This is a genomic window from Pseudomonas rubra, assembly GCF_028656935.1.
GTDB classification, from domain to species: domain Bacteria; phylum Pseudomonadota; class Gammaproteobacteria; order Pseudomonadales; family Pseudomonadaceae; genus Aquipseudomonas; species Aquipseudomonas rubra.
In genome coordinates this window covers 1-21,254 of sequence record NZ_JAMDGZ010000066.1, presented here as the reverse complement: position 1 = coordinate 21,254, position 21,254 = coordinate 1, and the positions used below count along the sequence as shown (strand labels likewise).

37 protein-coding genes and 1 pseudogene are annotated in these 21,254 nt (G+C 58.8%); 18 read left to right on the top strand and 20 right to left on the bottom strand.

Annotation, left to right across the window (positions count from 1 at the left end; all coding sequences use genetic code 11):
• Positions 1 to 307: 307 nt before the first annotated feature.
• From M5G17_RS24835 to M5G17_RS24765, 15 genes and pseudogenes are all read right to left on the bottom strand, one after another.
• Positions 308 to 1,270 carry a DUF6242 domain-containing protein gene (locus tag M5G17_RS24835; RefSeq protein ID WP_273895506.1) on the bottom strand — a complete coding sequence of 321 codons (963 nt, stop codon included), beginning with the start codon at positions 1,268 to 1,270 and terminating at the stop codon, positions 308 to 310.
• A gap of 11 nt (positions 1,271 to 1,281) precedes the next feature.
• Positions 1,282 to 1,467 (bottom strand): Com family DNA-binding transcriptional regulator, encoded by a 186-nt coding sequence (locus M5G17_RS24830; RefSeq protein WP_273895505.1) that lies wholly within the window; start codon positions 1,465 to 1,467, stop codon positions 1,282 to 1,284.
• Between the two features lie 305 nt (positions 1,468 to 1,772).
• On the bottom strand, positions 1,773 to 2,363 hold the full coding sequence (locus M5G17_RS24825) for a hypothetical protein (RefSeq protein WP_273895504.1): 591 nt from the start codon (positions 2,361 to 2,363) through the stop codon (positions 1,773 to 1,775).
• The gene (locus tag M5G17_RS24820; RefSeq protein WP_273895503.1) at positions 2,354 to 2,485 is read right to left on the bottom strand and encodes a hypothetical protein; all 132 of its coding nucleotides are present in this window, start codon (positions 2,483 to 2,485) and stop codon (positions 2,354 to 2,356) included. Before M5G17_RS24820 ends, M5G17_RS24825 begins: the two co-directional genes overlap by 10 nt.
• Positions 2,482 to 3,066: a recombination protein NinG gene (locus M5G17_RS24815; RefSeq protein WP_273895502.1), complete on the bottom strand. Its 585-nt coding sequence runs from the start codon at positions 3,064 to 3,066 to the stop codon at positions 2,482 to 2,484. The genes M5G17_RS24820 and M5G17_RS24815 overlap by 4 nt, the downstream gene beginning before the upstream one ends.
• Positions 3,063 to 3,293, bottom strand: coding sequence for a hypothetical protein (locus M5G17_RS24810; RefSeq protein ID WP_273895501.1), 231 nt, complete (start codon positions 3,291 to 3,293; stop codon positions 3,063 to 3,065). The genes M5G17_RS24815 and M5G17_RS24810 overlap by 4 nt, the downstream gene beginning before the upstream one ends.
• A complete protein-coding gene (locus M5G17_RS24805; protein WP_273895500.1) occupies positions 3,290 to 3,760 on the bottom strand; it encodes a hypothetical protein in 471 nt (156 codons plus the stop codon). The genes M5G17_RS24810 and M5G17_RS24805 overlap by 4 nt, the downstream gene beginning before the upstream one ends.
• Entirely contained in the window at positions 3,753 to 3,971 is a 219-nt protein-coding gene (locus M5G17_RS24800) for a hypothetical protein (protein WP_273895499.1), read from the bottom strand. The genes M5G17_RS24805 and M5G17_RS24800 overlap by 8 nt, the downstream gene beginning before the upstream one ends.
• Positions 3,971 to 4,750, bottom strand: coding sequence for a hypothetical protein (locus M5G17_RS24795; protein WP_273895498.1), 780 nt, complete (start codon positions 4,748 to 4,750; stop codon positions 3,971 to 3,973). Before M5G17_RS24795 ends, M5G17_RS24800 begins: the two co-directional genes overlap by 1 nt.
• A gap of 1 nt (position 4,751) precedes the next feature.
• Positions 4,752 to 5,693 carry a phage replication protein gene (locus M5G17_RS24790; protein ID WP_273895497.1) on the bottom strand — a complete coding sequence of 314 codons (942 nt, stop codon included), beginning with the start codon at positions 5,691 to 5,693 and terminating at the stop codon, positions 4,752 to 4,754.
• On the bottom strand, positions 5,690 to 6,013 hold the full coding sequence (locus tag M5G17_RS24785; protein ID WP_273895534.1) for an HNH endonuclease: 324 nt from the start codon (positions 6,011 to 6,013) through the stop codon (positions 5,690 to 5,692). Before M5G17_RS24785 ends, M5G17_RS24790 begins: the two co-directional genes overlap by 4 nt.
• Positions 5,987 to 6,286: pseudogene (locus M5G17_RS24780) on the bottom strand (phage replication protein); the annotation flags it as partial. The gene M5G17_RS24785 and the pseudogene M5G17_RS24780, both read right to left, overlap by 27 nt.
• Before the next feature lies 1 nt (position 6,287).
• Positions 6,288 to 7,040: a phage antirepressor KilAC domain-containing protein gene (locus tag M5G17_RS24775; RefSeq protein WP_273895496.1), complete on the bottom strand. Its 753-nt coding sequence runs from the start codon at positions 7,038 to 7,040 to the stop codon at positions 6,288 to 6,290.
• A gap of 66 nt (positions 7,041 to 7,106) precedes the next feature.
• A complete protein-coding gene (locus M5G17_RS24770; RefSeq protein WP_273895495.1) occupies positions 7,107 to 7,721 on the bottom strand; it encodes a hypothetical protein in 615 nt (204 codons plus the stop codon).
• A 54-nt stretch (positions 7,722 to 7,775) separates the two neighbouring features.
• Positions 7,776 to 7,991 (bottom strand): YdaS family helix-turn-helix protein, encoded by a 216-nt coding sequence (locus M5G17_RS24765; RefSeq protein WP_273895494.1) that lies wholly within the window; start codon positions 7,989 to 7,991, stop codon positions 7,776 to 7,778.
• An 87-nt stretch (positions 7,992 to 8,078) separates the two neighbouring features.
• On the opposite strand from M5G17_RS24765, the gene M5G17_RS24760 reads away from it, so the two are divergent.
• Positions 8,079 to 8,813 carry an XRE family transcriptional regulator gene (locus M5G17_RS24760; RefSeq protein WP_273895493.1) on the top strand — a complete coding sequence of 245 codons (735 nt, stop codon included), beginning with the start codon at positions 8,079 to 8,081 and terminating at the stop codon, positions 8,811 to 8,813.
• A gap of 245 nt (positions 8,814 to 9,058) precedes the next feature.
• On the top strand, positions 9,059 to 9,496 hold the full coding sequence (locus tag M5G17_RS24755) for a DUF2846 domain-containing protein (RefSeq protein WP_273895492.1): 438 nt from the start codon (positions 9,059 to 9,061) through the stop codon (positions 9,494 to 9,496).
• A gap of 143 nt (positions 9,497 to 9,639) precedes the next feature.
• Here M5G17_RS24755 and M5G17_RS24750 read toward each other — a convergent pair whose 3' ends face one another.
• Positions 9,640 to 10,098, bottom strand: coding sequence for a DUF4429 domain-containing protein (locus M5G17_RS24750; RefSeq protein WP_273895491.1), 459 nt, complete (start codon positions 10,096 to 10,098; stop codon positions 9,640 to 9,642).
• A gap of 549 nt (positions 10,099 to 10,647) precedes the next feature.
• Here M5G17_RS24750 and M5G17_RS24745 point away from each other — a divergent pair.
• From M5G17_RS24745 to M5G17_RS24685, 13 genes are all read left to right on the top strand, one after another.
• Entirely contained in the window at positions 10,648 to 10,899 is a 252-nt protein-coding gene (locus M5G17_RS24745) for a hypothetical protein (protein ID WP_273895490.1), read from the top strand.
• A 65-nt stretch (positions 10,900 to 10,964) separates the two neighbouring features.
• Positions 10,965 to 11,150 (top strand): hypothetical protein, encoded by a 186-nt coding sequence (locus tag M5G17_RS24740; RefSeq protein WP_273895489.1) that lies wholly within the window; start codon positions 10,965 to 10,967, stop codon positions 11,148 to 11,150.
• A gap of 60 nt (positions 11,151 to 11,210) precedes the next feature.
• Positions 11,211 to 11,483, top strand: coding sequence for a hypothetical protein (locus tag M5G17_RS24735; RefSeq protein ID WP_273895488.1), 273 nt, complete (start codon positions 11,211 to 11,213; stop codon positions 11,481 to 11,483).
• 305 nt (positions 11,484 to 11,788) lie between these two features.
• Positions 11,789 to 12,277: an HNH endonuclease signature motif containing protein gene (locus M5G17_RS24730; RefSeq protein WP_273895487.1), complete on the top strand. Its 489-nt coding sequence runs from the start codon at positions 11,789 to 11,791 to the stop codon at positions 12,275 to 12,277.
• 115 nt (positions 12,278 to 12,392) lie between these two features.
• A complete protein-coding gene (locus tag M5G17_RS24725) occupies positions 12,393 to 12,812 on the top strand; it encodes a hypothetical protein (protein WP_273895486.1) in 420 nt (139 codons plus the stop codon).
• The gene (locus M5G17_RS24720; RefSeq protein WP_273895485.1) at positions 12,809 to 12,997 is read left to right on the top strand and encodes a hypothetical protein; all 189 of its coding nucleotides are present in this window, start codon (positions 12,809 to 12,811) and stop codon (positions 12,995 to 12,997) included. Before M5G17_RS24725 ends, M5G17_RS24720 begins: the two co-directional genes overlap by 4 nt.
• Positions 12,994 to 13,197 carry a hypothetical protein gene (locus M5G17_RS24715; RefSeq protein WP_273895484.1) on the top strand — a complete coding sequence of 68 codons (204 nt, stop codon included), beginning with the start codon at positions 12,994 to 12,996 and terminating at the stop codon, positions 13,195 to 13,197. The genes M5G17_RS24720 and M5G17_RS24715 overlap by 4 nt, the downstream gene beginning before the upstream one ends.
• A 157-nt stretch (positions 13,198 to 13,354) precedes the next feature.
• Positions 13,355 to 14,458 carry a coiled-coil domain-containing protein gene (locus M5G17_RS24710; protein WP_273895483.1) on the top strand — a complete coding sequence of 368 codons (1,104 nt, stop codon included), beginning with the start codon at positions 13,355 to 13,357 and terminating at the stop codon, positions 14,456 to 14,458.
• 7 nt (positions 14,459 to 14,465) lie between these two features.
• Positions 14,466 to 14,627 carry a hypothetical protein gene (locus tag M5G17_RS24705; RefSeq protein WP_273895482.1) on the top strand — a complete coding sequence of 54 codons (162 nt, stop codon included), beginning with the start codon at positions 14,466 to 14,468 and terminating at the stop codon, positions 14,625 to 14,627.
• A 24-nt stretch (positions 14,628 to 14,651) separates the two neighbouring features.
• Positions 14,652 to 15,239: an ERF family protein gene (locus tag M5G17_RS24700; protein WP_273895532.1), complete on the top strand. Its 588-nt coding sequence runs from the start codon at positions 14,652 to 14,654 to the stop codon at positions 15,237 to 15,239.
• A complete protein-coding gene (locus tag M5G17_RS24695) occupies positions 15,223 to 15,840 on the top strand; it encodes a lambda exonuclease family protein (RefSeq protein WP_273895481.1) in 618 nt (205 codons plus the stop codon). Before M5G17_RS24700 ends, M5G17_RS24695 begins: the two co-directional genes overlap by 17 nt.
• A gap of 13 nt (positions 15,841 to 15,853) precedes the next feature.
• Positions 15,854 to 16,345, top strand: coding sequence for a single-stranded DNA-binding protein (locus M5G17_RS24690; RefSeq protein WP_273895480.1), 492 nt, complete (start codon positions 15,854 to 15,856; stop codon positions 16,343 to 16,345).
• A 250-nt stretch (positions 16,346 to 16,595) separates the two neighbouring features.
• Positions 16,596 to 17,132 carry a hypothetical protein gene (locus M5G17_RS24685; protein ID WP_273895479.1) on the top strand — a complete coding sequence of 179 codons (537 nt, stop codon included), beginning with the start codon at positions 16,596 to 16,598 and terminating at the stop codon, positions 17,130 to 17,132.
• Here the strand turns inward: M5G17_RS24685 and M5G17_RS24680 are convergent.
• On the bottom strand, positions 17,092 to 17,412 hold the full coding sequence (locus M5G17_RS24680; RefSeq protein WP_273895478.1) for a hypothetical protein: 321 nt from the start codon (positions 17,410 to 17,412) through the stop codon (positions 17,092 to 17,094). The two genes, M5G17_RS24685 and M5G17_RS24680, sit on opposite strands and share 41 nt — an antisense overlap.
• 229 nt (positions 17,413 to 17,641) lie before the next feature.
• Between M5G17_RS24680 and M5G17_RS24675 the strand changes: the two genes are divergently transcribed.
• The gene (locus M5G17_RS24675) at positions 17,642 to 18,019 is read left to right on the top strand and encodes a hypothetical protein (RefSeq protein ID WP_273895477.1); all 378 of its coding nucleotides are present in this window, start codon (positions 17,642 to 17,644) and stop codon (positions 18,017 to 18,019) included.
• Here M5G17_RS24675 and M5G17_RS24670 read toward each other — a convergent pair.
• Positions 17,976 to 18,263 carry a hypothetical protein gene (locus M5G17_RS24670; RefSeq protein ID WP_273895476.1) on the bottom strand — a complete coding sequence of 96 codons (288 nt, stop codon included), beginning with the start codon at positions 18,261 to 18,263 and terminating at the stop codon, positions 17,976 to 17,978. The two genes, M5G17_RS24675 and M5G17_RS24670, sit on opposite strands and share 44 nt — an antisense overlap.
• A gap of 111 nt (positions 18,264 to 18,374) precedes the next feature.
• Between M5G17_RS24670 and M5G17_RS24665 the strand changes: the two genes are divergently transcribed.
• Entirely contained in the window at positions 18,375 to 18,968 is a 594-nt protein-coding gene (locus M5G17_RS24665; protein WP_273895475.1) for a hypothetical protein, read from the top strand.
• Between the two features lie 30 nt (positions 18,969 to 18,998).
• Here M5G17_RS24665 and M5G17_RS24660 read toward each other — a convergent pair whose 3' ends face one another.
• Positions 18,999 to 19,667, bottom strand: a complete 669-nt coding sequence (locus M5G17_RS24660) for a hypothetical protein (RefSeq protein WP_273895474.1) — start codon at positions 19,665 to 19,667, stop codon at positions 18,999 to 19,001.
• A gap of 103 nt (positions 19,668 to 19,770) precedes the next feature.
• Here M5G17_RS24660 and M5G17_RS24655 point away from each other — a divergent pair, with 103 nt between their 5' ends.
• Positions 19,771 to 20,769, top strand: a complete 999-nt coding sequence (locus M5G17_RS24655; RefSeq protein ID WP_273895473.1) for a DNA-methyltransferase — start codon at positions 19,771 to 19,773, stop codon at positions 20,767 to 20,769.
• Here M5G17_RS24655 and M5G17_RS24650 read toward each other — a convergent pair.
• The gene (locus tag M5G17_RS24650) at positions 20,759 to 21,085 is read right to left on the bottom strand and encodes a hypothetical protein (protein WP_273895472.1); all 327 of its coding nucleotides are present in this window, start codon (positions 21,083 to 21,085) and stop codon (positions 20,759 to 20,761) included. The two genes, M5G17_RS24655 and M5G17_RS24650, sit on opposite strands and share 11 nt — an antisense overlap.
• Positions 21,086 to 21,254 lie beyond the last annotated feature (169 nt).

The following is a 21,254-nucleotide window of genomic DNA, read 5'->3' as shown; positions in this document are numbered from 1 at the left end:
GGCCGAAAACAGAAAGGCCCCGATCAATGTCGAGGGCCTAAATAGGCGCGCGGTCTCTCCCGCCGTCCGCCATAGACAGGTCCAGCGCCAACGCCCATATGCATTGGTCTCGCTCTCCCTGTCTCAGGCCGATCCGCATGCAAGCGGCGCGATCGCCTGGGCTGCCGGTGTTTTTCACATCGCGGCACTACCGGCTTATCCGCGTCCAGGCATCCCCCGAAGGACGACCCTGGCTGTGGCGAGCCTGAATCAGAAATGAAAAAGCCCAGCGCGACGGCTGGGCTCTATTACGCAAGGAGATAGAAGATCATGGAGTCCAGTAAGCAATCTTGCCGCCTGCACCAACAGCTACAAAATTGCCGTTGCCGTAGGCGACGCTCCGGATATCGGATCCTGCGAAAGTGTTGGCTTGCTGAACCCAGCCGATCCCATCCTCGGAAACGGCTGTCTTGCCGCCGTCGCCGACAGCTACATACTTGCCATTACCGTAAGCAATGTCGCGGATGATGGTTCCACCGAAACTGGTATCTCCAACAGCAGTCCAGCTAATCCCATCGGATGAATATGCCATCTTGCCATCCGCACCAACGATAAACATTTTCCCGTTGCATAGCTTCATGGAAAGGATGGTGCTAGTGCCGAAGGTGCTGGTTCTGGTCGCGAATGACTGCGAATCATTCGTCGCCATCTTCACAGCGCTAAGCAGCTTCCCATTCGATCCCGCAACCAACACAAAAACGCCAATGACGTTGACGCAGTACACAGTCTCGCTAGAAGTGAAGGTCGTAGTGCGCTCCACCTGGCCTGACCAATCGCCATAACGGGAATAGACTTTACCGTTAGACCCAACCAGTATCCAGGTCGTGTTGCTGCCGTGAACTGGCTCATAATACACAATGCCTTGCAAGTCTCCGGGCGCGCGAACAGTTGCCGTAATGTCCGTCCAAGCCCTTTCAGGTCGTGCTGTGCTGCCGTAGACCACACTGCCGGATTGAGAAAGGGCTTGAAGCTGTGTCCCAAGACCGTTCCAGTACAGGTCGTTGAGGACCTTTCCGCTATCAGAGGTGACGACGCCCTTAAGCTTGGTCCACGCTGTACCAGTTGCGTCGCCGCTGACAAGCTGAGTGGTTGTGGGAAGACCGTTGCCACCAGCCGCATAGAACTTGCCGTCCGCAAAAACCACGCGCCTAAGCATGCCGGTGTTATCCACCGGTTCCAATTGAGTCCAAAGATCTTGCAAGGTTTGAGACGCTGAGTTTGCGTTTTCCATTTTAAACTCCGTTACTGAGCTGATTTAAGTTCAGGCCTCTGTATTGGGCGTATGGCGCTCATGGGCGATTGCTCGAGGCTCGCGGCCTTCACATGATTCAGCGTCCCGCATCGGGAGCACTTGATCTGGAGCTCTGTATGCTCACCCATGCGGGCGAGGAGTCTGTTGCAATTTCCACAACGAAAGTCTTTAAGCATCTGCAAGTCCGTTTGATTTTCTGTTAGGCTCCGTCCCGCTCGCGCGAGCAGTGAGGGCCTTGGCTGGCTTGCAGGTACAGTCTGCGATCTGGCGGCTACAGGAAGTGGCCTTAACACCTTCTGGAGTCGCCCTCTCTTTTCCATTCCGCGCAAACGAAAAAGCCCCGAACTGATCGGGGCTTTTGTGCTTCTGGCAGGCATGAAAAAACCGGCTCATTGGCCGGTTTTTGGAGTATGTTTGCCTGAGGCAAAACTGTAACGATGGGGAAATCTTGCCACTACGCGTGCGGGAAAGCAATAGGCCCTCAAGCGGCCTCCTTCATTTCGTACAAAACAGCCCCAATTGGTGAAAGAGCCTTCTTGTCGATGTCCTCACACACCTGGAAGCAGATTTCCACAAAAGGCTCCCAGTCCCTGGTCCAGGCGCACGATGGAAGGCTCACGCCGTAGACATCATCGATCCACTTCTTGAACCACTCCGGGCTTGCGAAGGGATCTTCACAGGAAGACTGTCCACCCTGGTGCATACGGCGGTACCGGAACATCACGCCCTTGGCCACGAATTCGCATCGCTCGCGCTTCGCAGATGTCATGCGTGGCGATCGGCTCACTGCCAAATTGAAAACCGTTTCCTCGGCTAGCTCACGATCATCATCACTGCAGCGCGGCGCGTACATGAAATTGCCAAAGACTCGCACCTGGTCATGAAGTCGACAGATGGCGGCCTGCACCTGCCCTGCCAACGCCTGGTGTACTGCATGACTCGCGCTGCGCTGTTTGTCGGTGGTCTGCACCATGGCGCCCAGGAGGCCAAGCTGTTCGATAAAGGCGCCCTGGCTATCCCAGGCGGTGTAGAGGCAGTCGTGCCAGGCTTGCCGTGCGCTGTTCAGCTGCATGAGCCGCCCTCCTCACGCTTGCGCTTCATTGCGATCATCTGCCCGCGAACGAGGCACCAGGTGGATACAACTGCCATAACCAGCAGCAACATGCCGGCCGTATCGATGATGGTCCAAGTCATGCTGCGGCCTCCTTCAGCCGTTTGATCTTTGCCCGGTACTCGGCCTTTATGGCCTTCAGGTCTTCGACGGTGTACTTGCGGGCCTGATGGGGCCCTTCCAGCCAAGCCACCCGATCGGCGCCGATGCGGCGCACCTGCTCAATCCGGTAATTCACGATGTCGCCCGACTTGTGGTTGTTGCAGGGGGCGCACTGCTTCCAGACGTTGAGTGGCTCGAAGCGGAGCTCAGGGTGGGCGCCTACCGTCCGATAGTGGCCAGCATGGAATTGCCCGTCGTGGTGCCGGCCGCAGCTCACGCATGGCAGCGCGACGTCGCGCAGGCGCACCCACTCGTTGAAGACGATCTGGCATTCCCGCATGTGGTCCGCTCTGCTCTTGAGCTTCTCCTTGCGCACCTGAATCTCGCGGCGCTCGCGGGTGGCTATGGCCTTGCGGGCAACCTTCTGGCTATCCGGCTGCTTGGCCAGGTCCAGGGCACATTTCACGCTGCAGGCCTTCTGCGTCGACAGGCTCGGCCGGAACTTCCCACTGCAGGCCTTGCAGGTCTTCTGTTTCACTTCCTTGAGGGCAGTTCGCGTCATGCGGACCTCCAAATCTGCGAGCGGGTCTTCTTGCCGTTTTTCTTGGCATCGTGCTTCACTTTGCGCAGCTCGGCCTGGACTTGCTCGATCGTCATCTCGCCCGATTTGAGCTTGGCAACGAGGGTCTGCCTGAGCTCAGTGCAGTCAGCGACGAGGCCCTGCTCTTCTGCGATCTGCAGAGCGACGCGCTTGTCGAGCCGACGGTCATACCAATCACGCCTGCTCATGCCGCCTCCTCCCCGAGAAGATCCCCGAAGAACACACCCTTGGCCGAGAATTCAGCCACGATGCGGTCGGTGTACGCGATGCCCTGGGCGCGGTTGAACAGACTGGTGACAGGGAAACCATCCGGCCCGAACAGCTTGCAGCCGCCCATCATCGCCAACTTCTCTTCGTAGGGCAGATGGCGCATTACCCGGTACCAGGACTCCCGGAACTCCTGGTCGTCGTTCAGCAGGATCTGCACGCCGAAGTGCAGCTTGCAGTAGCGCCTGGCATCGGCTGGGTCACCGATCTGGGTCATCTCGGCAATGCGCTTGTAGAACGCGAACCACAATGCGTTCTGATCAAGCGTGCGGTCCTTACCCGGACGCAGGCTCACCACCACAAACTTCTTGTCGCGGTACATGGTGGTCAGGCAGGTGATGGCCTCGGAGAGCTTGGCCTGGCAGTTGACGCTGATACGGTCAGCCATGGGCCACCTCCAGAAGCGGTTGCTCTGCCGCGTTCGCTTGGCGAGTCAACTGCTGGTCTTCGAGCAGGCCCAGGGCAACCTCTTCCACTGTCAGCTCGCCGAGAAACTCGTCCAGCGCGTCGGTGTGCTCCTCTAGGTCCTGGTCGCCGGCCCTCCAGGCACCTACCGCTGCCCACAGCAGGGGCTGCAATTTCGATTTGTCGATGTTCATCAGATTCCTTCCTTTCGTTGCGCCGCGGCGATGGCCTCGCGAGCCTTGCGCTTGCGCAGATATGTGTTGACCCGATCGGCCTGGGCCTTTTTGCGCTTCTCGCGCTCCTGTCTGGCCTTAGCCGCCTCAACACTTGAGCGAACTTCAGCGAGCTTGGCGCGAAGCTTCGGGGATGCTTGGACAGTGGTACCGGTGAGCAGTCCGGCGATGGCCTGGCCGTCATCGGTGATGGGCCCGATGCGCAGATCGGCCAGGTACTTGGCGCCCGACTCATGGGTGATCAACTGCATACGCACGGCCGATTCGATGGCCGTCACTCGGCGAACCGGATCGAAACCGAGGGACACACTCCAGGCAGCTGGTTTCGCCTCGGCCCGCGCCCCGGCAACCAGCCGTTCATAGGCGCTCATGAACGCCATCCGGGCGCCTACCTTGTCGCCCAGCCCAAGAACCGGTTGCGCTGCGGCCATGGCCTGCTGAATCTCAGCAGTCATCACCACGGTCTCGCTTTCGTCACTGGCGGTCAGGGCAATGGACCACGCCTCATCCTTGCCAGGGCGACCGTCAGCGGCCTGCACTCGCTGCAGAATTTCGGCCATGGCGAGCCTCCCCTTCACTTCCAGCCGGCAGGCCTTTAGGGCGGCGCGAACGGTAGCCACCGGGTAAGCGCAGAGGTCCTCAGCCATCATCGCGGCAGTGCCTGGGTTCATTTCCTGTCCCATGGCTTCAGCCGTCGCACAAATGGCAGCGGCCAGTCCCGCCACCTGGGCATCGTTCATCTCACAGGTACTCATTGCGCTCTCCCGCCTGGCGTTTGGCCAGAACCAGTTGAGCCGCCTGCTCCGCTGCGGACAGGTTTGCCTCAGTGCGCTCCATCTGACGCGCGGTGGTCCCGTTGATGCGCTGACCAGTCACCCATTGGGTGTGGTAGCTCTCGGCGTTCACCAGTAGTTCGTTGAGGCTGTGGCACTTGCGCAGCACGGCGGCATCGCTGGTTTTCAGGAAGTGAGCCGCGACGTGGTGTGCAACATCAGCACCGAGGCGGTCGACAAGCTGGCCTAGCTGACCGCCGACTTTGGCGTTCCACACCGGCCAGGTGCTGTAGCGCTTGCGGTAGGCCATGGCGTAGTTCGCCCAGACCTTGAAAGTTTTGCAGGTGTGATCTTTCGGGCCTGGCATGTCGGCCGGGATTTCACAGCGTGGCTCTTCGCCGTGGACGGTGACCAGCGCGATAACCTTGGCGGCAGGCTGGCCTGGCGAAGCCGGGGCGTCCTGCAAGGTATCTGCCGTAGTCTCTGGTGTAATCTCTGCTGTAGTCTCTGTAATAGCTTGCGGGATTTCAGCAGCCTTGCTTGCGACCTTCTTGCGTCCTTGTTTGCGGGAATCCTGCAAACTGGTTTGCGGGAAATCAGCAGACAAGTTTGCGTGAATTGCATTGATGTTCACCCGATAGAAAAGGCGGCAAGGCACGCCTTTTTTCATCTCTTCAAGCGCGCCAACCTTAATCAGCTTTTTACGGGCACTCTCCTGCTCGGAGCGTGTCATGCCAGTCTCGGCTTCCCACTCCTCCATAGTCTTGTAGAACCACCCTTCGGCGTTCTCCGTGCGATTGGACCAGTAGATCGCCTGGGACAGCATCAGCGCACCGGTAATGCCCACACCGATAGTTACAAAGGCTCGCTGAAAAGCGATGGGCCGATCCAGTAGCTCCTGGAAGGTCATGCCATCACCTTCGCGCTCGAACGGAAATCGACAGTCTTCACTCCCTTCCAGCTGTTGCAGGACATGCAAAGCGTTTGGAGGTTCTCCAAAGTCGCGAGGCCACCCTTGCTTTCAGGAACGACATGATCAGCGCGCAGCCGGTGCTGCTTGGAGCATCCGCAGCGAAGGCAAGCCCAGCCATCGCGCTCGAAAACGAGTGTTCTAACACCTTGGGGGATAGGCTTCTTGTTTGAGCGTCGGCGGCTACAGGTAGTTCTGAGTGGCCGAACTAAGCAATCGGGTTGATAGGCCGGGTTCCATGCCTTAGCCTTTTCGGTCAAGCGAAAAGCCTCTTCCGGGCCTTCCAGCAACTCGATTAACTCGGCACCTTCCAAGGCCTTCAGCAGACGATAGGCGGTGTCTGGCTTGTCAGTCAGCATCGGTAGTTGTTCGACAATATTTGCCTTGCTCAGCGCGTAGAAGTCGCCACTTTCCGTCTCTATCAGCCTGGCCAGGCTCGGACATTCAAAGACGAACGCGAACAACAGCGCTTGCTGGGAGTTGAGTCCCCATTCGAGCGCCTTCGTCTGGTTGATCGTCACGGTGAATTGCATATCAGATCTCGCCCAGGTTGTACTGAGCCCAGAGGCCGGCCACCCAGGTGACGCCCTTCGGGGTGAATTTGGTTTGATTGAATGCGTGGCCGTTTTCGGCCGTGTCGGTCTTAACCTCAAAGCGACCGGCGTCGATGTGCTGCTGGTAGGCCTGCCACTCGCCACCCATGCGGTACATGATCTTCTTGTCGAGTAGGAACTCACGGAAGCGGGCCTCATTGGCCCGAAGGAGCTTGGAAGTCTGGCGGAAACCCTTCAGGCCTGTAGCCTCGACATAGCGGTCGACGAACTCGACTTTGGGGGCGGCGATGGCCAGCGCCTGGTTGGCAGCCTGCTGCAATTCGAACTGCTCGGCCCAGGCGCGCGCTGCGGCGGCAGGGTTGGAGAAATCGGGGAGCGTGGCGATGACGCGTGGCGCCTCCATCGACTTGAGCTTTTGCAGCACTGAACGCCGGACGGCCTTGGACTCGCGCATCCCAACTAGCATGCACTGATCGAGAGTCAGGTCGTACGTTGCTACCTGGTTGCCGTAGACAGGGGTGTAATATTTTTGCACCCCCTTCAGCTCATCCCCCAACTCATCCTCGACGCGAGCGAGGAACTGATCATTCCGCACTTTTGGCTCGCCAGCGGCAGCGCGACCCTCATTGATGAGGTCGCGAAGCTCGATGCTCGACATGGTGCGCGCCACGTTTTCGTAGCTTTCGTTTCGTGGCGCGAGGCGCCCGGTATTGCCTTGGATTGCCTGATGCATTACGATCACCTCAACTTGATGTAGCAATGAACCGGGCCGTGAACCCGGTTTTTTTGTGCCCGAGATTTAAGAAACAGCCTTCAGGTTTGAACCGCTTTTCATGAACTGCTCAGCCTTGCGGCCTAGCTCCCCTGCCCTTGCTTCAACTTGACGGCACTGCTTCGCAAAAGCCGGCAGGTGTGGCAGGTCCTCTGCACACATCACTTGGTCGTCAAATACTTCGCTCCCGGTGTCGATCACGTCGCCGAGGGCGCGGATCAGCGCGCCGAAGCTCTTGTTTGCACACTGATCGCTTTCCAGATGGCGAGCGCCGATCAGGCCGTGGCGGCTCGCCAGTTCATTGATGCAGTGGTCGCGGAACTCCGGCATGAGCGCGTCGACCCATGACTCTTCAAGCCAAGAAGGGATATCGTTCTCGCCCGAGAGCCAGCGCTGGACACGCTTCAGCCACCGGCCCGTAGCCTTCACGAACTCGCTGACGTCATTTGCCTGAGTAAGCGCCTCGAAATCGGGAACGTCTTTGGCTGCAGCCTTGCCTGGGCATGAGGCGTGCAGTTCGCGACTAAGCGCTTGGGCAAAATCGTCCTGGCTCATGCTGGTGCGGGCGACTTGGTTCTGTGCGTGTGCAATGAGGACCTGGTCGCGGGTCTGGGATGCCTGTCTTGGACTGGACGTTTCCATGAGGACTGCTCTCTTCTAATCTGGCTTCAGTGGATCGGCGGACAGCGATGTCGCTCAGGCGGCCATCTCGGCCCAAGGAAACGACGGGCACAGGGATTCTTTTTTGAAAGTACCTTCGGTCAACGCCTCCGCTCGTTTGGCAACCACTGGAGACATGCCGTGCTTCCCCCGAACCCATCCGGAAACAGTGCTTTGGTCAACGTTAAGTTTTTCGGCTGTGGCCTCTTGGGTTCCGAAGTAATCGACGAGGCCCTTATAAATTTCGGTCATGACACCCCTCCATACGGGAATACCCATATGGTAGATTACGGGAATACCGATTTGCAAGAGTATGGGAGCACCCGTAATACTTCGCGAATGGAATTCAAAGACAGACTCAAAGCTGCCCGGCGACATGCCAAGCTCAACCAAACCGAGCTTGCGGAGCGCGCTGGCCTTACGCAGACCTCGATTTCCGACCTCGAGCGTGGGAAATCCAAGGCTACAGCCTTTGCCGCCCAGATTGCTTCAGCGTGCGGGGTTTCTCCCATGTGGCTTGCTGAAGGTAAAGGCGACATGATCCCAGGCAGGAGTGAAACCTCACCACTTCAGCGCATTGAGCCGAGTGTTTCGATGTCGGACATTCAGCCATGGGATGACGCCACCCCGCTGGACGATGACGAGGTTTACGTCCCATTTCTTCGTGAGGTCGAGTTAGCGGCTGGCTCTGGCCGGTTTGTGATCCAGGAAAGCGACCAGGCACGCCTGCGATTCTTCAAAAAGGATCTGCGGCACAACAGCGTTCAATTCAGCAACGCCAAGTGCGTAGTCGTCCGCGGCAACAGCATGATTCCTGTCTTACGCGACGGCGCAACGGTCGGCGTGAACACCGGCAAGAATTCATTCGGGGACATCGTTGATGGCGACCTCTATGCGATCAATCACAACGGTCAACTACGGGTGAAGCAGGTTTACAGGCTCCCTAACGGGATTAGGCTGCGCAGCTTCAATCGGGACGAGCATCCGGATGAGGACTACACCTTCAACCAAGTTCAGGAGGAGCAGATTGCGATCCTTGGCCACGTATTCTGGTGGGGTATGTTTGCTAGGTAATCACAGGCGGTTATTTGTCATATATTGACACCCTCCATTTACGGCCCGATCAAGAGCCCGGCCGGAAGCAAACAATTGCATTAAATTGACTCCGCACATAGCCACCTTGGGCTGGTGCTAGCAAGGCGACATTTGCCAGCCTATTTTTCGCATGCCACATATATCAGCCCGCTTCTGCGGGATTTTTACTGTCTGGGTTGAAGGCAAGGCGGTACCATTGTCCCCCACCCGAACGGAGTCACCACATGCGAACCCTGGTCCTGGCGTCTCTGCTGAGTCTGTTTCTCTCCGGTTGTGCCTTCGTGCCTATGGCAACACCGAAAGAAGAGAGCCAAGCGAAAGCCTTCACCCCTTCTACGGGTATGACTGGCCTCTACATCTACCGCAATGAGTATCGCGGTGGAGCGATCAAGATGCAGGTTACCGTCGACGGGAGGATTCTCGGAAAGACTGTGGCCAACAGCTTCCTTTACACCGAGCTACCCCCAGGCAGGCATGTCATTACGGCGGACGGTGGGAACACTGATCAGATCAAGGTGAATGCGGTGCCGGGACAGAATATATTTGTCCACCAAGCGATTAAGGCTGGTTTCGCTGCAGCAGGCAGCAGTATGCGAGTAGTGGACTCTCAAGAAGGTCAATCAGGCGTATTGGAGTGCACTATGGTGTCCTCGCAATTCTAGCCCGCGGTGATCATGCCAGCTTTGGCAGGCTTTTCATGGCGCTCACGATCCCGTCACACCTATCCAACACTATGGCTGAGCCAAAGGAATTTGGCCCCGCCTGCAGAGAGCCCGGCCAAACGCCGGGCTTATATTCAACACCATTAAAGCCCTAGAATCTGGCGCTTCTTGATTTGAAACTCATCTTCGGTGAGGGCTCCACTGGATCGCAACGCTGCTAGCCGTTCAAGGTCATCGAGATAGGATCCTTGCCCATTCGAAGGGACTGGCTTGCCGATTCGCGACTGAAGTTTCTCGCGAAGAATATCAAAGGCCGGCTGCTGATCTTTTGTAAACAGTACAGTGTTCTCATCGGAGGCAGCTTGAATAGCCCCTCCTTTTGCCTCGCTTCCTCCCTGAAAGGAAAACTGGATATAACCGTTGGTAAAAATGCCAGCCGCCTTAAATTGAATAGCGGTGAGTAGCGAGATGGGGATCTCTTTATCACCCTTCAAACCCTGCGTCATGAAAGCCAACACCCCCTTCCGCTTGATGGTGATTGAGGCACCACTCAGCTCGATGCTTCCGCCATGCCCTTTGAAAATCTCAACGCCGTCAATCATCGCCCAGTCATCCCTCTGTGTGCCGTCCGGTCAAATGCTATTTGCGTACTTGGATGCGAGCATCGTCTCGCGTCCTTGCCGTAGCAGTATGCCAGTAAGCAGTTCCTGTTGGTGCCCTCTTCCTGCTCGACAGTGAGGCCCGCCACTGAGTGCTTTTTCCGGTCGCAGCATGCAAACGGAAAATTATGGGCATTCCCATTGACTTAAAATATGGGTTTGCCTATATTTGTTTCAAGTCAAGCAACACCGATCCAGTAGCGAAAGCCGCGCCGCTCTTTAGCGATACACCTTGCCGGATCGACACCGGCCCAGATTCAAAGGCAGCGATGGACAGGCCTCAACAGTCCAGAGGGGTGGCAACTGCCCCGGGCGTGCAGCGTAAAGCGCCGAGTTCAGTTATCCAGCGGGAGAACAAGCCGAGAGGCCCGCGGCTGGAGGAACAAAAAGATTCAAGCCAGCGACCGACGCCAGTAGCGGGTCGCGGCGCACCAAGAGATTCACTGATGCCGCTTCTATGAGGCGGCACTGGGAATCCACTGGAGAAAGACCATGAGCGTGAAAATGGTTGTTGAAAACCACATCCGGACGGCCCGCATCTGCCGCGAGCGTTACGTAACCATGAGCCAAGTCGATTGGCTGGTCGGCGGTGTTCTGCACTCGCTAAAGCATTCGATGGACGTCATCAAGGACAAAGACCAATTCACCCATGAAGCTCGCACATATGTGCAAGAGCTGAAAAATGCAGAGCAGCACGAGGCTGCGGAAAAAGTATCAGCCTGGCTCGACGCCCAGCACGCATGACAGACGATTCCCCGGTGCGCCTCAAGCGGGGCGCATCAGAGGGGAATCTACTGGGAGAAAACGACATGCACCTGAAAGACCAAGGTTTCAAGTTCTGCATCAGCCCGGACAAGAAGCAGGGCCAATGGCTGCACCCGACCGTGTTCAACGTGCTGCATCCCGACTGGACCGACGTAACGGAATGGCCAACCGAGCAACTGGTTACCTACCTGATGCCGGTGCCTGAGCAGCAAGAGCTATTCGCAGCATGACGATTTCACTGGCTGGCCTTGGCGACAGGGCCAGACGGGAAATCAACCGAGGAACGCAGCATGCAGATCAACCAGCAGAAAACGGTTCAGGTCGACGTGACCGAGCTTCGGCTTCACATCAAGGTGCGCGACGGCTTTGCCGCAGGCCTGCAGGACGCGCAAGGCGACGAGGTGGGCAGCTACGAAGGCTACGTGCCGGGCTTCTTTCCCGGTGAGCACTACGGCGATTACCTGATCCTGAACATCGACCTGGAGACAGGCCAGATCAAAAACTGGAAGAAGCCGGACGCCGCCGACATCGAAAAGATGCTGGCCCAAGGCGAGGACGACTGAACAACCAGCGCCACCGACCAGTGCCCGCCCATGCGGGAATCCATAGCGCAGAGCCCTCCTTGCCCATATTGGTGTTCAGGGGACAGTCATCGAGGGTTCTGCGGTGTGGATGAATCCTGCCGCCAAGCAGCGAGCTTCTATCCAGCGAGGTTCCGAGGAATGAACGGGGCCTATGCCGGGATTGGTACCGGCCATCAACACCACCGCAGGCGAGTCCGAGGGCAAAGCTAGCCAGACTCGACGCACCCCGGGCAGCGCCGGGCGCCTGCATCCCCTTCCCTGAAAATTATCTCAAGGAGACGCAAATGCTGACGCATGAGCGCCTGAGCGAGCTATTGGTTTACGACCCTGAAAGCGGGGTCTTCACCTGGCTCCAATCGAAAGGAACACGCGTAGCTGGAAAGCCTGCCGGTTACATTTGCCTGGACAAAGGTATGTACGTGACCATCGACAAGAAGGGCTATCGCGCCCATCGCCTCGCATGGTTCTACATGACTGGGGTGTGGCCTACCGATCAGGTTGGTCACATCGACAGAAACCCAAATAACAATGTCTGGGCGAATCTGCGCGAGGCCACCGCATCGCAGAACAGCCACAACACAAAACGCGCCCACACAAATACGAGCGGCGTTAAGGGCGTTGTCTGGATTCCCTCTCTTGGTAAATGGCGCGCCCAAGTAAAACTTGAAGGCGTTTCGCACTACGCCGGCGATTTTGACCATTTAGAGCCAGCAGCCATTGCAGTGCGGGCCCTGCGTGAACGCCTGCACGGCGAGTTCACCTGTCACGGATAACCCCCATCCAAAAACAATCGACCGCATTAGGCAGGTGCCAGGCTGGCTTTTCACGCCCAGTTTGGTCACTGCGCCTGGCATCTGGCCAATGCGGTTACACGCCCTGGAGACAACCATGCACGCACTTCGCAATGCACAGTGGCTCTACGACCACGCCGAGCCTGAGCCAGCCAACCGAAACAACGAGGCCGCCCGGGTATGGGTCGACAATGCTGCTGGCGACCTGTTGGAAGGCCGCGACGTGACGTTCCAGCGCCGCCTGCGCGCTCAGCAGGGCGTGACCCTCGAACAGTTCGCAGTCGCTGTTGATGAGTTCGTGATGGGCCAGCTTAGCGTCTCTGTTGTGAGTCCTTCGGCTCTTGGGCGTCTGGTGCTGGCTGCCAGGCGCAAGGATTCGTCGGAGGCCTGCAGCGTGGCTGACGAGGTCCTGGACAGTCTTGATCCCGAAGAAGCACTCCGGGGAATTGCCCGCAACTTGCTCCAGCCCCTAGCGGCTGATGCGTTGATCGCCCAAGCCGAGGATGCCGAGCTATGAGCCCGCACGTCCTCATCGGCGAGGCCATCATCAGCTTGGATGAGCGCTACTCGCTCCGCGCCGACAAACGATTGGAAGCCCTGATCGTCAGTCACTTCACTGCCGGCACGCTCGATGCCGACGAGTTCAAACACTACTGCGAGCGCGTTCGCCGGGTTGCCGAGCGGCGCAAGGAGGCTATATGAGCACTGCACCGGTTAAATCGCTCATCGATGAGCAGCTCGAAGAACTGCCGAACGACCGCATGATCCTGGCCTTCACCCATCCGAAGTGGCTAGGCGCCCTGTCCCTGGCCCATGACGCGGGAATCCCAAATGTGCACGCATGGAGCGGCCGAGCCTGCCTGTGTGGTGAATGGACGGTCGCCTACGAGGTGAAGGCGTGACCTGCTACCAGCGCGCCAAGCGCATCGCATTCTGGCGCGGCTCTGCCCTCACCCTTCTCGCCTGCACCGCCTTCATGCTCGCCAGTTCGTTGGCCGGCGCAATCACTCAGTAACCACTACATCAGCGCCCACCGCATGGATGGCGCGGGAGATTCGTATGTCCGCACAACAGCAACTGATCGCCGTCGATGACATCAGCGAAGAGAACACCCCGGCCATCTACGTCGCCGGCGGCCTGAAGCAGTTCATCGAGATTGCAAAGGCCGAGGTCGAAGGCGAAGTGCCTGACCTGACCTCCCGCAAGGGCCGTGAGCGCATCGCCAGCCTGGCCGCCAAGGTCAGCAAGTCGAAGACCGCCGTCGAGAAGCCGGGCCGCGACTACCTGCGCCGCCTGAAGGAAATGCCGAAAGTCGTCGAGGCCGAGCTGCGCGATTTCGTGACGGCAATGGACAACCTCCGCGACCAGGTGCGCCAGCCGCTGAACGAGTGGCAGGCAGCCGAGGATGCTCGGGTAGACGGACACAACAATGCCATCTCCCACCTAAAGCTCCACGCGGAAGCGCTGGAAGGCATAACCGCCGAAGATCTGGCTGATCGCATCGCCAAGGTTGAGGCCGTAGCCCTGGGCAATCAGTGGGAGGAGTTCGAAACCGAAGCTGCCCGGGCCAAGGACGATTCGTTGAAGGTGCTGCGCGCCGCCCTCGCCGCGCGCCAGCAGTATGAAGCCGAGCAGGCGGAACTGGCCCGCCTGCGCGCCGAGGCTGAAGCCCGCGAGCAGAAAGAGCGCGAAGAACGCATCGCTCGGGAAGCCGCCGAACGCGCCCGGGTCGCAGCCGAGCAGAAGGCCCAGGCCGAGCGCGAAGCCACCCAGCGCCGCGAACTTGAAGCCAAGGCCGCCGCCGACCGCCGGGAATTGGAGCTGAAGCTTCAGGCCGAGCAAGCGGAACGCGCCAGGGCCCAGGCCGAAGCCGATCGGGTCGCCACCGAGCAGCGCGCCGAGCAAGAGCGCCAGGCCGCCACCCGCCGTGCCGAAGAAGCTGCCGAGCAAGCCCGCCAAGATGAGCGCCGGCGCGCCGATGCCGCGGCAACCGAAATTCTCCGCCAGCAGGAAACCCGCGAGGCTGACAAGGCGCACAAGACCAAAGTCAACCGCGCCGCTCTGGAGGCCTTTGTCGCCGGCGGCATGACAGAGGAATGTGCAAAACAGGCAATCACCCTGATTGCCCTGCGCAGGATCCCCAACATCTCCATCCAGTACTGAGGTCGCCATGAGCCAAGTAGCCCTGGTCGAACAGACCAACACCCCAGTGATCGCCGCCGAGTCGGTGACCATCCTGCAGATCATCCAGCAGGTCGCCATGTCCCCCAGCGCCGACATCGACAAGATGGAGCGTTTGATGGTCATGCACCAGAACATCCAGGCGCTATAGGCCAAACAGCAGTTCGATGAGGCTCTGGCCCAGATGCAGGAAGAGCTGCCTGTCATCGGCGAGCGCGGCGGCATCAAGGACAAGAGCGGCAGCATCCAGAGCACCTATGCGCTCTGGGAGGACATCAACGAGATGATCAAGCCGGTACTTGCCCGCCACGGTTTTGCCCTCTCCTTCCGAACTCCACGCAACGAGCGCGGGATTGAGGTCGAGGGCGTGCTGAGTCATCGCGCCGGGCACCGAGAAACCACCGCCTTGGTTCTGCCGGCCGATACCACCGGCAGCAAGAATAGCGTTCAGGCTGTGGCCTCCAGTGTGAGCTACGGCAAGCGTTACACCGCCGGCGCCCTGCTCAACTTCACCACCACCGGTGAGGACGACGACGGCAACGGTGCAGTAGTGACGCCGCGCGTGACCTCGGTACAGGCCGCCCAGCTGGCTGCGCTACTGGAAAGATGCAGCGACAAAGCCAAAGCCGCGTTCGCCAACATCCATGGCACCCCATCAGCGGTTGAGAAAGCTGCCTTCGACCAGGTGCTCGGCATGCTCACCAAGTCCGCCAGCCAGAACTCAGCCGCAGGCCAGGAGACCTCCAATGCAGATCATCACTGACATTGAGCAAGGCACGCCCGAGTGGCTGGCCCTGCGCCTGGGCATCATCACCTGCTCAGAGCTGGATTGCCTGCTCGTCGCTGGCAAGGGCGAGGCTGGCTTCGGTGTGGCCGCCTTCACCTACATGGATCAGCTGATCGGCGAGCGCATCACCGAAGAGGCTGCCGAGATTCCATTCCAGACCAAGGCAACCATTCGTGGCCATGAGTTGGAGGGTGTGGCGCGCGGGCTCTACGAGGACCGCGAAAGCCTCAAGACTCGTTCGGTGGGAATCATCCTCAATCATGGAATCGGCTACTCGCCAGACGCCCTGGTCGGCGAAGACGGCCTCACTGAGATCAAGACCAAGCTGCCCAAGTTTCAGGTCGGCGTGATCCTGGCCGGCGAAGTGCCGAAGGAGCACGTCGCCCAGTGCCAGGGCGGCCTGTGGGTCTCGGATCGCGAGTGGATTGACTTCATCAGTTACTGGCCGGGCATGCCCCTGTTCGTCAAGCGCGTGGACCGCGACGAAGCCATGATCAGCAAGCTCACCGAACGGGTGAAGACCTTTTACGAAATCCTCGACGAGCGCATGAACAAGGTGCTCGGCCTGGCCGCTTAACCAAGGAATCACGATGCCTACTCTTACCGATATCGGCCGCCTGGGCCGCGATGCTGAACTGCGCTACACACCTGAAGGGAATGCCGTCTGCAACCTGGCCCTGGCCTGCGAATATGGCCGCAAAGGCCAAGGTGGCAATCGCCCCATTCAGTGGGTCGACGCCACGCTCTGGGGCAAGCAGGCCGAGGCCATGGCGCCCTATCTGCTCAAGGGCCAGCAGCTGCACTTCACCATCGACGACGCCCACGTCGAAACCTATACCAAGGCCGACCACTCCCAGGGCGTGAAGCTCACTGGCCGCGTGATTATCATCAAATTTGCCGGCAGCCCACCGCAGCAGGCGCAGCAAGGAAGCCAGCAGCAACAGGCTCGGCCTCAGCAGCAACGTCAGCAGAGCCGCCCGCAGGCGCAGCAGCAGAACCAGCAAGGCGCCCCGGGCCCGGACTTCGACAGCTTTGACGACGACATCCCCTTCGCGCCACTGCATCACCTGGCCGGGGCGTAGTCGTGAAGGCCCGATGGTTTCGTCTCATCTACCCCACGGCTTATTACCTGGGCCGGGCATGCCGCCAAGACGGAAAGTGCCGCCTCTCCCAGTCCTACAGCAACATGACCGTAGATGGCGGCTGGTGGCTTGCAGGCTGGCACGACACCGATATGGAGCTATCCCATGAAACCCAAACGAATGGCCCTGCAGCGTCACCAGCGCAGGGCACAGGTTCACTTGCCGCCTAGCGGGTTGAAGGAGGTGGTGTATGGCGATGACGCCGCAGGAGCGCGACGAGCGCCGCCGAGAGAGGGCCGCCAAGCTGCAGGAAGAAGACCTGCGCTTGATGGTTCGACCAGGGACTAAACAGACCCTTCTGGAACTGATGGAGTGGGCCGGGATCGAGGAACAGGGCGAGGCGATGACGCTAATGATTCACCACCTGGCCGCGCTTGGCCGGCCCGCCCTACTCCAGCTTCTGCGCCACGAAATGGCAGGTGGTGAACTTGTGGCGCGGAACGAGGTGTTGCGGCTCACGGCCCGACCGGGAACAAAGAGCGCGCTGGACACGCTATGCGACTGGGCGCTGCACGGCGCCGACCTACTGGTTGAGCGCATGATTCACGCCGTTCGGTCGATGCCGCGACAGCAGGCCATGAGATTCCTGGCGCCGCCACGGCATGAGATCAAGCTATCACCCGGGCTGATCTTGGAGTTCAGCCGCAAGAGCATGCTGATGATTCAGCAGGACCAAGGAGACGAGATCATTCCTCCAGGTCAGCATCAATTGGCGCGCCGTGGTTGATGACCCCAAACCATTCAAATTGGCCAATAGTTGCCAATGCTGTATTACGGATTTCGGTAGCCACCTCATCGAACTCCTCTACCGAAGGGCAAAGCTCAAATGTGCAGCAGTAACTGTTGGAATCGTAGAAGAGGCTTATAACCCGGTTCTGAAGTCTCTTCTTCTCTATCGCAACACAGAAATTGAGCATTTCGGCGAGTTCGCCAGCCTTCCCATGCCTAGTGTCGATCGATATCCCGAATGCTTTCAGTGCATCGACTGAAACTTCCCCAGCGTACATTGTTTCTCCTTTTCTCCGGCCCCATGCCGGCCACCCGTAATACCCCATTGAGGCGCAAAAGGCCATCTAATGACTCAGCGTCTGCAGGCACCTAGCGCGCCTAGCCGAGGAGAACGGAATCGACTTTCCGCGCTGGAGCGACAGACCTTGAAGCGCATGAACCGCGTCCGGCACGGCCGGCGCCAGCAATGGATCAACCTGCCGCCAAGCGGCTTGAGAGGTATCGGCAATGGCCGAGAAGAAGACGGGGGCAGCCAAGCACTCGGCGGATTACCGAGACCGCCAGAAGGAAGTGGCCGAGAAGCTGGGCATCGAGAAGGTATTCTTCAAAATGCCCGCTGGGATCAAGGCTGCCATGGCTGCAGAGATCGAGCACCACGGTTACGCCCAGGTTCAGGAGCTCTGGCATGACCTGGCGCTTTCGTGGATTGCCCAGGTCCCTGAAGAGCGATCGCGTCGCCTTGAGCGACCTGACGCGCCAGCTTTTTATATCTCACCAACACTAGCGCGCCAGTTCGAAGCGGCCAGCACGGCCGAAATCAAGCGTGATCCAGGTGACGAGATCATTCGCCCTCAGACTGATCGCGCAGCTCACGAGCCGTTTTGATTTTCTCAACCCAGCCGTTGATTACAGCAGAGAGCTCAAGCAGCTCGTCCTCAGTCATCGTCATGTTCGGGTGGAACTTCGGCTGGGTCCATTTAGCCTGAATGTCGTATTCGAACTCCCCGGTGAGCTGGTTACGCTTCTCCAAAATTTCAACCAACCGATTCTTGTGCTTGGACGTACGCAAATCAATTTCTACGAACTCTAGCTCCTCGCCAAAGTGATCGTGCATTTCCGTGTTGATCATTACTACTCCTGCTATCAAGCAATTGTGGGAGCGCTATCAAAACCGATATGAAACCAAATTGCCACCATGCCGCATCCGGCCACGGAGGGCGGCGCATGCATGGAGAAAGCCATGATCGAAGCCACCGAGAAGCAGCTCGGCCTGCTCTGGCACACCCTGGGCCTTTGCCCTGAGCGCTCAGACCGCCGCAGCATAAGCCGCAACCACTTCCTGACCAGCTCAGGGTACGACGATTCGAACAACCTGGACGTGCTGGTGTCCGCCGGCCTGATGACCTGCGGCAAGGCCCCGGCCTTCTGCTCCCAGGATGAGGTTGTGTATCGCGCCACAGACGAGGGCAAGCAGTTTGCTCTGGGCAAATTACCGCCCGCTCCGCCACCACTCAAGCGCACCAGGTTCGATGAATATCTCGACGAATGTGAGTGCTACGACGGCTTCGCCCACTTCCTCGGCATCAACATGCCGCTGTACCAGCAGCGCGGCGAGTGGCAGGATCGCGAATACCGGATGGTCCGCTCCCCCCGCGGAAGTGTGTACCGCCAGTTTCGACGCCACTACAGCTTCACCCAGTGGTCACCATACGAGACACGCGAAGTTACCGGCGAGTGGGCTCCGACCATGAGGGAGGCCAAGGCGAGCTACAAAGAAGCGTTGCGCCGGCGCCTGGCTGAAGAGCGCGCCGAGAAGAAGCGATACGCCGCCTGACCTCCGGAGCTGGCCTCAAACGCTTGAAATTTAGTTCAAAAACACCGAAATAGCTTGAGCGAGGGCAGCGATTGAAGCAAAAAGCGCTGCGATCTTGTTCCATTTCCCCTGTAGCTTCGCTGTCGCGATCAAATCCGTCTGGGAGCCGTCCTCATTCTGAAAGATCAGTTGGCTTCCGGGAAGTTTGGCGGGGACGTTCGCTGCCGCTGACTTGGCCCAAGTGATAGCGGAAACAACTGAGCATACCCACACCACTGTAGTTGCGGAAATTTTCAACTTCTCCAGTTCATGTCCCTCAACAACAGGGCCGACGGCAGCGACAAAAGTAATTGACCACTTGTAGAGCAGGTCGCCGTATCCCCAGACCAGAGTCCCAAACACCGTCAGAATCAAAATCAGCAATTCAGGGCCCTCAAATTTTGGGATGAACTTGTCGCGCTGCTCTTGAAGTCCTTCCCACCCAAAGCCCAACGGGGTGATGGAGAGCTTCGCTCTGATCAGTATGACTTCCGCCAAGATTGCAAAAACTGTGGTCACGGACCCGCTTCTGCTAAACCAGCCCGCGCGGTCGAGACCGTCAAAGCGCGGGAACGGAATGCTCAAAGCCATTATTGGGATGACAATAGCCAACCCTACTATCACCCAGGATAACCACAAGCTCTGTTGTAGATCCTTATCTGTTGGTTCTCTGACCGCCATTCCAAGAATTCTCTCAAGTCCTTTTTAGGGCGGACACAAATACCCCACTTCAACGAATCACACCACCCCGGCGAGGTCGGCGCCTGCACGCAAGGACAACGACATGACCCAGCAGCACCGCATCCTGGTGGGCGACTGCATCGAGATGATGCGGACGCTTCCGAATCAATCAGTGCATACATGCGTCACCAGCCCGCCCTACTTTGGACTGCGCGACTATGGCACGGATGGACAGATTGGCCTGGAACCTACACCCGCAGAATTCGTGCAGGCTCTGGTCGTCGTCTTTCGTGAAGTGCGCCGCGTGCTGCGCGACGATGGCACGCTGTGGCTCAACCTTGGTGACAGCTACGCTCGGAAGGGCGGCCTGGGTCCGCAGAGTGGTGGCGATTTCGCGAACCGGCGCCGCGGGCAGGAGGAAATCTGCAAGTCGATCCAGGAAGTACCGGATGGGCTGAAAGAGAAGGATCTGATCGGCATCCCGTGGCGAGTCGCGTTCGCACTGCAGGATGATGGCTGGTACCTGCGCCAGGACATCGTCTGGAACAAGCCGAACCCGATGCCGGAAAGTGTTCGCGATCGCTGCACCAAGGCGCATGAGTACGTGTTTTTGCTGAGCAAGTCGAAACGGTATTACTTCGACCAGGCGGCAATCGCAGAGGATGCGGTTGAGCCGCGAGGACCTGGAAATGTCTCTCCGGTTGAATCGCTACCAGGTGAACGGCCAACCGAGAACTCCAATATCCGGGGCTCACTGCACAAGATCGGCGCCAGACCCACTCGTAACAAGCGAAGCGTTTGGACCGTGGCCACGCACAGCTTCAAGGGTGCCCACTTTGCCACCTTCCCGCCAGACCTGATCCGCCCCTGCGTCCTGGCAGGCTCACCGCGCGGCGGCATGGTGCTCGACCCGTTCGGCGGCGCCGGCACCACCGCCCTCGTTGCCATGCAGGAAGGCCGGCAGTCGGTCATATGCGAGCTGAACCCCGAATACGCCGCCCTCGCCCGACAGCGCCTGGACACAGCTTGGATCGAAGGGGCCGCGCAGATGGACTTCCTGTTGGACGAGTCGCCAATTGCCCCACTTAGTTTTACCGGCTGAGCGACTTTTTGTACTCGGTGAGCAGGTGCGTAAACAGCGCTGGCATGTCTGCATAAACCAGGTCGTTTATGTCCCTATGGCAACTTTCCTTGTTCGCCGACGACAGATTGCTGGCCATAGCGCCAACGTGCGCGAGGAGCTGCTCTTTCCTGTACCAGCCCGCGGGAAACCAGTCGAAGAAAGGATCGAGCTCCCTCCGCAGCTTTAGGACCATAGCACCCAACTCATCAGGATCTAGGTCCTCCCATTTGCGGTGGATCGCCAAAGCGGTCTCATTCGCCGATCGCCACGCTTCAAATCTCTCGAATTCACTCATGTCGCGCTCCTTGCTAGTGGTTCCAATTCTGAGCAGGAGATTGAAGCACATGACACCTCTTCAAGGTATCCCCATGCCCACAGAAAACCGATCCAGTAATGGTCACTCACTCTGGAGCGTAAGGCACAAAGTCGCCAAGCAAATCTCGGGCGTAAGCGTCCGGCGAACT